Origin of the sequence: Clostridium sp. (genome assembly GCF_036660475.1) — a bacterium.
Lineage (GTDB): Bacteria > Bacillota > Clostridia > Clostridiales > Clostridiaceae > Clostridium_J.
In genome coordinates, this window is sequence record NZ_JAVXAO010000021.1 from 20,244 (window position 1) to 27,647 (window position 7,404).

A 7,404-nucleotide genomic window follows, 5' to 3' on the forward strand; every position below is an offset into this window, starting at 1 on the left:
AAACATCCTCCTAATTACATAAATTATTGATAATGACTAAGCTAAAAATGTTATTCATAAGAAATTTAAAATGATTTTATGCACATACATCTCTAACTTTCCACAAATTCCTATTTTAAACTAATTATATCATAACTAGTTTTTTAAAAAAAGCACAGCAAATTGCTGTGCTAAAGTCTTATATTTCTTTATCTAACTCATTTTTTATATCTGCTTCATCTTCCTTAGATGAAGTTTCCACTGAAACTTCTTTATCTTTCATAGATTCAATATCCCAGTCACTCAACTTATCTTCTAAATTGCCAGCAACTGTATCTTCAACCTTAATTTCAGCTAGTTTTTTTTCAGCATCAAACTCTGCTAGTGACTTACCTTCCATTATTGCATTAAATTCTTCAGCCACAAGCTTTTCTCTTTCAATTAATGCATTTGCAACATCGTGAAGCTTATTAACATTTTCTTTTAAGATTGTCTCAGTTCTTTCATAAGCCTCATCTATTAATGCTTTAATTTCTCTATCGATTTTAGATGCTACTTCCTCTGAAAAATCTCTAGTTCTTCCAAAGTCTCTGCCCATAAATACTTCTCCGTCATCTTTACCAAAAGATATCGGTCCAATTGTATCACTCATTCCAAATTCCATAACCATTTTTTTAGCTATAGATGTTGTTCTGTCAATATCATTTTTAGCACCAGTACTTATATCTCCAAGAATTAAATGCTCTGCTACTCTTCCACCAAGAAGTCCTACCATATCATCTCTAAGTTTAGATTTAGATGTATATGCTGTATCTTCATTTGGTAAGTGAAGTGTATATCCACCAGCCATTCCTCTTGGTATAATACTTATTTCATGTACTGCATAAGCATTAGGAAGATATTTAGATACCACCGCATGACCTGCTTCATGATATGCTGTTAATCTCTTATCCTTATCACTAATAACTCTAGATTTTTTTTCTGGTCCAGCCATTACTCTAGTGATAGATTCTTCAAGCTCTACCATAGTAATAACTTTTCTTTTAGCTCTAACAGTTAAAAGGGCAGCTTCATTCATTAAGTTTTCAAGATCTGCACCTGTAAATCCCGGTGTTCTCTTTGCAAGTATCGCTAAATCAACCTCTTCATTTAGTGGCTTATTTTTAGAATGAACCTTTAATATTTCTTCTCTACCTTTAATATCCGGTACTCCAACAACTATTTGTCTATCAAATCTACCCGGTCTTAAAAGTGCTGGGTCTAGGATATCTGGTCTATTTGTAGCTGCAACCATGATTATTCCTTCATTGGCACCAAATCCATCCATCTCAACAAGAAGTTGGTTTAATGTTTGTTCTCTTTCATCATGTCCGCCACCCATTCCAGCGCCTCTTTGTCTACCTACAGCGTCAATCTCATCTATAAATATTATACAAGGTGAATTTTTCTTTGCTTGCTCAAATAAATCTCTAACTCTTGATGCTCCTACTCCTACAAACATTTCTACGAAGTCTGAACCTGATATACTAAAGAATGGTACTTCAGCTTCTCCTGCTACAGCTTTTGCAAGAAGTGTTTTTCCTGTTCCTGGAGGACCAACTAATAATAACCCCTTAGGTATTCTTGCTCCAACCTCTACATACCTTTTAGGATTTTTAAGGAAGTCTACAATTTCCTCAAGCTCCTGTTTCTCTTCATCTGCACCTGCTACATTTTTAAATGTAATTTTCTTATCGCCTTCTAGAGGAACTGCCATCTTAGCTTTACTTTTACCAAAGCTCATAACACCACGGCCACCGCCTCCGCCGCTTCCACTAGATTGATTCATAAACATAACCCAGAATAAAACTAACATCCCTACAATTAATAATGTAGGCAAGAACCTCATCCATGGTGAAATTGTTGGTGGCGGATTATACCCCTCACTCATATTTGGATTAGGATATTTATTAAATATGTCTAAGTATCTAGCTTCAAGAATATTTACAGTAAACTCTGTATTATCATCTAATTTACCTATAACTGATGTACCATCTGCCGATGCCTTCACTGCTGTTACTTTTTGATCTTTCATGAACGTTTCAAATTCTGTTACATTTATCTCCTTAATTGTCCCAGTGCTATCAAATAGCGAAACCGCTGAGAATACAACTAAAATTAACACTAAAAACCAAATCGTTGCACTAGAAATTTTTTTCATTTAAAGCCCCCCTCTCTATATGGTTCAATATTATTAAAATTCTATCATATGAGTTTTTCCATTACAACATTAATAATATTAATTATTAATGAATAACTAACTGTAAATTTCTTTAATTATTTATAAACAATATTACATTGTATACCTTAGTATAGGATTTTCCTATTTTATATATACGCTTTCTTTTAATATTCCTATATAAGGAAGATTTCTGTAAATTTCTGCATAATCAAGTCCGTATCCAACTAAAAAATAATCTGGAACATCAAACCCTAAATATTTAACGTCTAATTCTTCTTTTCTTCTCTCTGGTTTGTTAAGTAAACATGCAATTTCAAGACTTTCAGGATTTCTAGCCCCCAAATATTTCAAAAGATATTTAAGTGTAACTCCACTATCAATAATATCTTCTACTATTAAAATATGTTTATCTTTTATTTCAAAATCTAAGTCTTTTATTATTTTTACTATCCCTGATGATTCAGTAGCATCTCCATAACTAGACACAGCCATAAAATCCATTTTACATGGAATTGTTATGTTCTTCATCAAGTCTGACATAAACATTACAGATCCTTTAAGGATTCCAAGAAGTATTAATTCTTTACCTTCGTATTCCTTTGATATTTTAGCACCTAACTCCTTAATTTTCTCAGTTAAAACTTCCTCTGTCAATAAAACTTCTTTAATATCCTTATTCATGTTCTTCCTGCCTTTCTATACTCACTTCTATAATATTATTCACTCCATCATGGATTTTAAACTTTTCACTCAACTTATATCCTATAATCCATGAAATCTCTTCATCAAAACAAAGTAGAGGTATAAAATCTCTCCGCTCTCTTGGTATTTTAAGATCCATCAATACATCTTTTAATTTTTTACTTCCTTGCATTCCAAGTGGAGCAAATCTATCACCATTTTCTCTAAATCTTAAAGTCATATTCTTAACATTACCACAATTGAAATATCTTACATTCTCACCTTGTTTAAAATTAATTTTCGCATCATTACTAATAGCTCTTATGTTTATCTTAATCCCAAGTTCGCTAATATAATTTTCTCCCAAATTAAGATTTATATTTATATTGTTTTTTACCTCTATAGCCTTATTTACTCTTAACTCCCTCGTTATCTCAATATTTCCATATACATTAGTTATTAATATATTTTTAGGAATAATAGTATGTTTGCCTGTAGCTGATTTTTGTACCTGTATAATATTTTCAATATGTATGCTTTGAATATTGTTTATATCTCCTTTGAAAACCAATACTGCTTTCCTTATTACTCTACTTACGATGGATGGATGAAGATAAAATGCATCCTTATCTATTATAACCTTTTCTGTCTGTATATCACAATAATTTTGAAAAACTTTGACCACATTTTCTTGAATATATTCTTCATCACGTTTTATTAACTCGCACATCCTATTTAATGTACTAATAATATCTTCATTAAAATTCTCTTCAATATATGGTATTAACTCCAACCTTATCTTATTCCTAGAATATATAGGTTCAAAATTTGTCTTATCTATCCTAGCCGGAAGACTATTAATTTTACAGTATTCTTCTATTTCATCTCTACCAACATTTATAATTGGTCTTATAAAAATATCATCTCTTACCGCTTTAATTCCTATTAACCCTTCTATCCCAGTTCCTCTCATCATTCTCATAAGAACTGTTTCAGCCTGATCATTAAGATTATGAGCTACTGCAACCTTATTAGCATCTAGTTCACTCAAAAGTTCTGAAAAGAAACTATATCTAGCCTCTCGTCCCGCCATTTCCGTGGAAATACCATTTTCTTTAGCCATAACATTTATATCTACTGACTTGCTGAAAAATTCAATTTCATTGTCACTGCAAAATTTCTTGCAAGTAACTTCATCTTCATCTGAATCATCATTTCTTAACATATGATTAATATGAGCTGCATAAACTCTCATATTATATTTATCCCTTAAAGTACATAACACATGCAACATACTTATAGAATCTGGCCCACCTGACAAAGCAACAATTACTCTATCCCCATTACCTATCATTTTATTATCATCAATTGTTTTAATTACCTTTTCTATCATATTATTGCCCATTTTACAACATTTTTTATCATTCATAAAACCACTTCCTAAAAATATAGTATTAAGTCATAATATCATAAATATAATAATTTTAAAATAAAAATGAAGAAATGTTTAACATCTCTTCATTTCAAATTATATAAATATATTATGCCGTTTTATAACCCTCTCAATAATAACACTATTATCCATATTTCACATGCCTATTCTATTTTATCTTATTTCCCCTCCTATGCTAAGCTATATTCACTCTAGAAACCATAACCGTCATATCATCATTAACCTTGTTTTTCCCAATTATCTTTGCTTCATTAATAATTCCTTTAGCTAACTCCTCTAATCCTTGATTATCATTTCTACATATATAATCTAATATCCAATCAACCTTTCCACTATATTTTTCATCACAGTCAATTACTCCATCTGTTATCATTACAATCAAATCTCCACATTTAACTTTTTTTCTATGAACCTCTATATCAGCCTCATCTAATACACCTATTGGCAAACTTCTAGATTTAATAATATCTACAGAATTTCCGCTCTTTACAAAGCTAGCAACTGCCCCAACCTTCATAAAATCCATTTCACCAGTATATAAATCAATTGCGCCTAAGTCTACTGTTGAAAATTTTTCTTCTTCTGAAAACTTTAAGCTCATAATTGAATTTACAGTATTTATAGCCGTTGTCCTACTAAATCCAGCTCTGGTAAATTTCTCAATAAGTTCAACAACAGCCTTGCTTTCCCTTCCAGCTTGTGGTCCAGATCCCATGCCATCACTTAATACCATCATATAACTACCATCAGTACCTTCTCCGAAGCTAAAGTTATCTCCAAATATACTCTGACCATCTTTACATACCCTCGCTATACTTGTAGCGATTGAAAATTTAGGCACTTCTTCAAACATAGCTGTACATTTTTTCGTTATAGGATTTATTCTGCACCCATCCTCCTTTAATTTCATTTTTATTCCTATACATTCATTTACTAATGGTACAATGTTCTTAACGCATAAATTTCTTCCATTACAAGAATCACAAGCTATGTGTATATTTAATCTCTCTTCTTTATCCCTTATAACAAACACATCATCTGCTTCAATATCATACTTTTCCAAAATTCGTATGATTTTTTTCTCTGCATCCTTGTCCTCATTAAAATCCGCTGCAAACTCATCCATAATTTCATCTACAGATCTGGCCATATTATTAAATTGATTAGCTATAAGTTCTCGCCCTTCTGCTAATCTACTTCTCCACATTTCACTTATTATAAATTTATTTATTATGTCGTCTGTATTTCTAATCAAAGTAGATTTTTTTATACACTTCTTATCTAATATTTTAGGAAATACATTTGATTTATTCTGAGTATTTTCTAAAAGCTCTCCAAATGCTTTATAAGTATTCATCATTTCTCTGCCCCAACATATACCACAAGTATCACATGTATCACATACTCTATTTGCAAGATTCTCTATAAGACCACTACTTTTACTATTCATATCTAATTTATCATTATCAGCTAAATTATTCAGTGTAGATGCCATATTTACAAGTACTTCTGAAAATTTATCCAACCTATCCGTAAATATCCCTTTCACCTTATTCACATAACCTTCTTCATAATGCTTGCTCTTTTTGTCAACATCTATCTCGTTTGACACAGCCTCATATAATCTATCTGGTATAAGTATGAATATAGCTACAGCTAAAATACCTTCAGCTAGAATAAAATGATAACTTTCCTGGATCGGCATATAGGTAGTTATATATATTTTCATAATGCAGAATACAATAAATGCAGAAATTGAAGATATAATTTTCCCACCTTCTCTAAATATTCCTGTAATCAATCCACACAGACCAAGTACTGTGGCATACACAAATACGTTTTGATTAGACATCCCAACAATTACCCCCATTGCAATTCCTGAGGTGGCTCCCACGCTTGTCCCACATACGAAACCTATCATAATAACTGTTGATATGCTAAGTATATTTAATACAGATATATTAAATATACTTATATTCCACGTTCCTGCTATTATCAGTGCCATAAGTATACTCATGGATATCACTTCTTCGTTAGAAAACAAATGTTTAGTACGTATCTTTTTAAAACTATTGATACTATATTCCAGTATCAAATATATAGGTATTATTCCTATACCCTCCAAAACCGTATTTCCTATTGATAAAAGAAATGAATATTGCTTTATTAATATAATATAAGCAAAAACTAAAATAAAGGTTGAAGATATCATAATTATCTTCTCCATATTTTTGCTGACGAAATTACTTAATATTAAATAGATAATTACTAACGTTGGCACTATGGTAATATACATTGTTGCATTTTCTAAAAGTCCTATCGTAGATATATATCCAATTACAGATCCTAAACCAACCACTAACGATAATCTACTATCTTCTAAAAATAGCACTGCCAACAAAAATGCTATGCCAAAGGGCGATGATTCATTTATCATGATTACCCGACTAATTAAAATAGCAATACAGAAAAATATAATACTTTTTGCCACTATCTTCTCTCTATCACCACTTTTACTTTTGCTAGTAATTATATTACTTTTTACTCTTTCATACGTTCTAATATTTTCACCATATTGCATAACATATTTCACCCACCTATAATTTTTATAGGTTCATTATATCAAGCCACCTTGGAAATATTTGTAATTTATTGGAATGTTTCTTTATAAATATTATTACAATAATTACCATTTTATTTGTTTATTCATTTTATGCTCCTGCATAAACCCCTTTATTTCGGAGTTATATATCCATATATTCTTAAATAGATATTTATTCTTTATATTAATTTAAAATAAATGTTATATATCTGTGTCATCAACTCGCTATATTAGAATCTTTATGGAGAAAATTTTTTTCATACTTGTATACCACTTATCATATACTAGTATATTTTTACTTAATCTATTTTAATTCAATAATTATATTTTATTAACCTAAAATTATTGTACCTACAATTTTATCTGCACATAAAAAAAAATGGATTAAACATATTTATGTTTAATCCATTTTTATGGTTGCGGGAGCAGGACTTGAACCTACGACCTTCGGGTTATGAGCCCGACGAG

Annotated in this window: 4 protein-coding genes; all 4 read right to left on the minus strand. The window is 30.6% G+C overall.

Annotated features, from left to right (window positions below; all coding sequences use genetic code 11):
• Positions 1–178: 178 nt before the first annotated feature.
• A complete protein-coding gene (gene ftsH / locus RSA29_RS18000) occupies positions 179–2,179 on the minus strand; it encodes an ATP-dependent zinc metalloprotease FtsH (protein ID WP_346934441.1) in 2,001 nt (666 codons plus the stop codon).
• 162 nt (positions 2,180–2,341) lie between these two features.
• Positions 2,342–2,881, minus strand: coding sequence for a hypoxanthine phosphoribosyltransferase (hpt, locus tag RSA29_RS18005; RefSeq protein WP_346934440.1), 540 nt, complete (start codon positions 2,879–2,881; stop codon positions 2,342–2,344).
• Positions 2,874–4,310, minus strand: a complete 1,437-nt coding sequence (tilS, locus tag RSA29_RS18010) for a tRNA lysidine(34) synthetase TilS (RefSeq protein WP_346944229.1) — start codon at positions 4,308–4,310, stop codon at positions 2,874–2,876. Before tilS ends, hpt begins: the two co-directional genes overlap by 8 nt.
• Positions 4,311–4,509: 199 nt before the next feature.
• Entirely contained in the window at positions 4,510–6,915 is a 2,406-nt protein-coding gene (gene spoIIE, locus RSA29_RS18015; RefSeq protein ID WP_346944230.1) for a stage II sporulation protein E, read from the minus strand.
• Between the last annotated feature and the right edge of the window lie 489 nt (positions 6,916–7,404).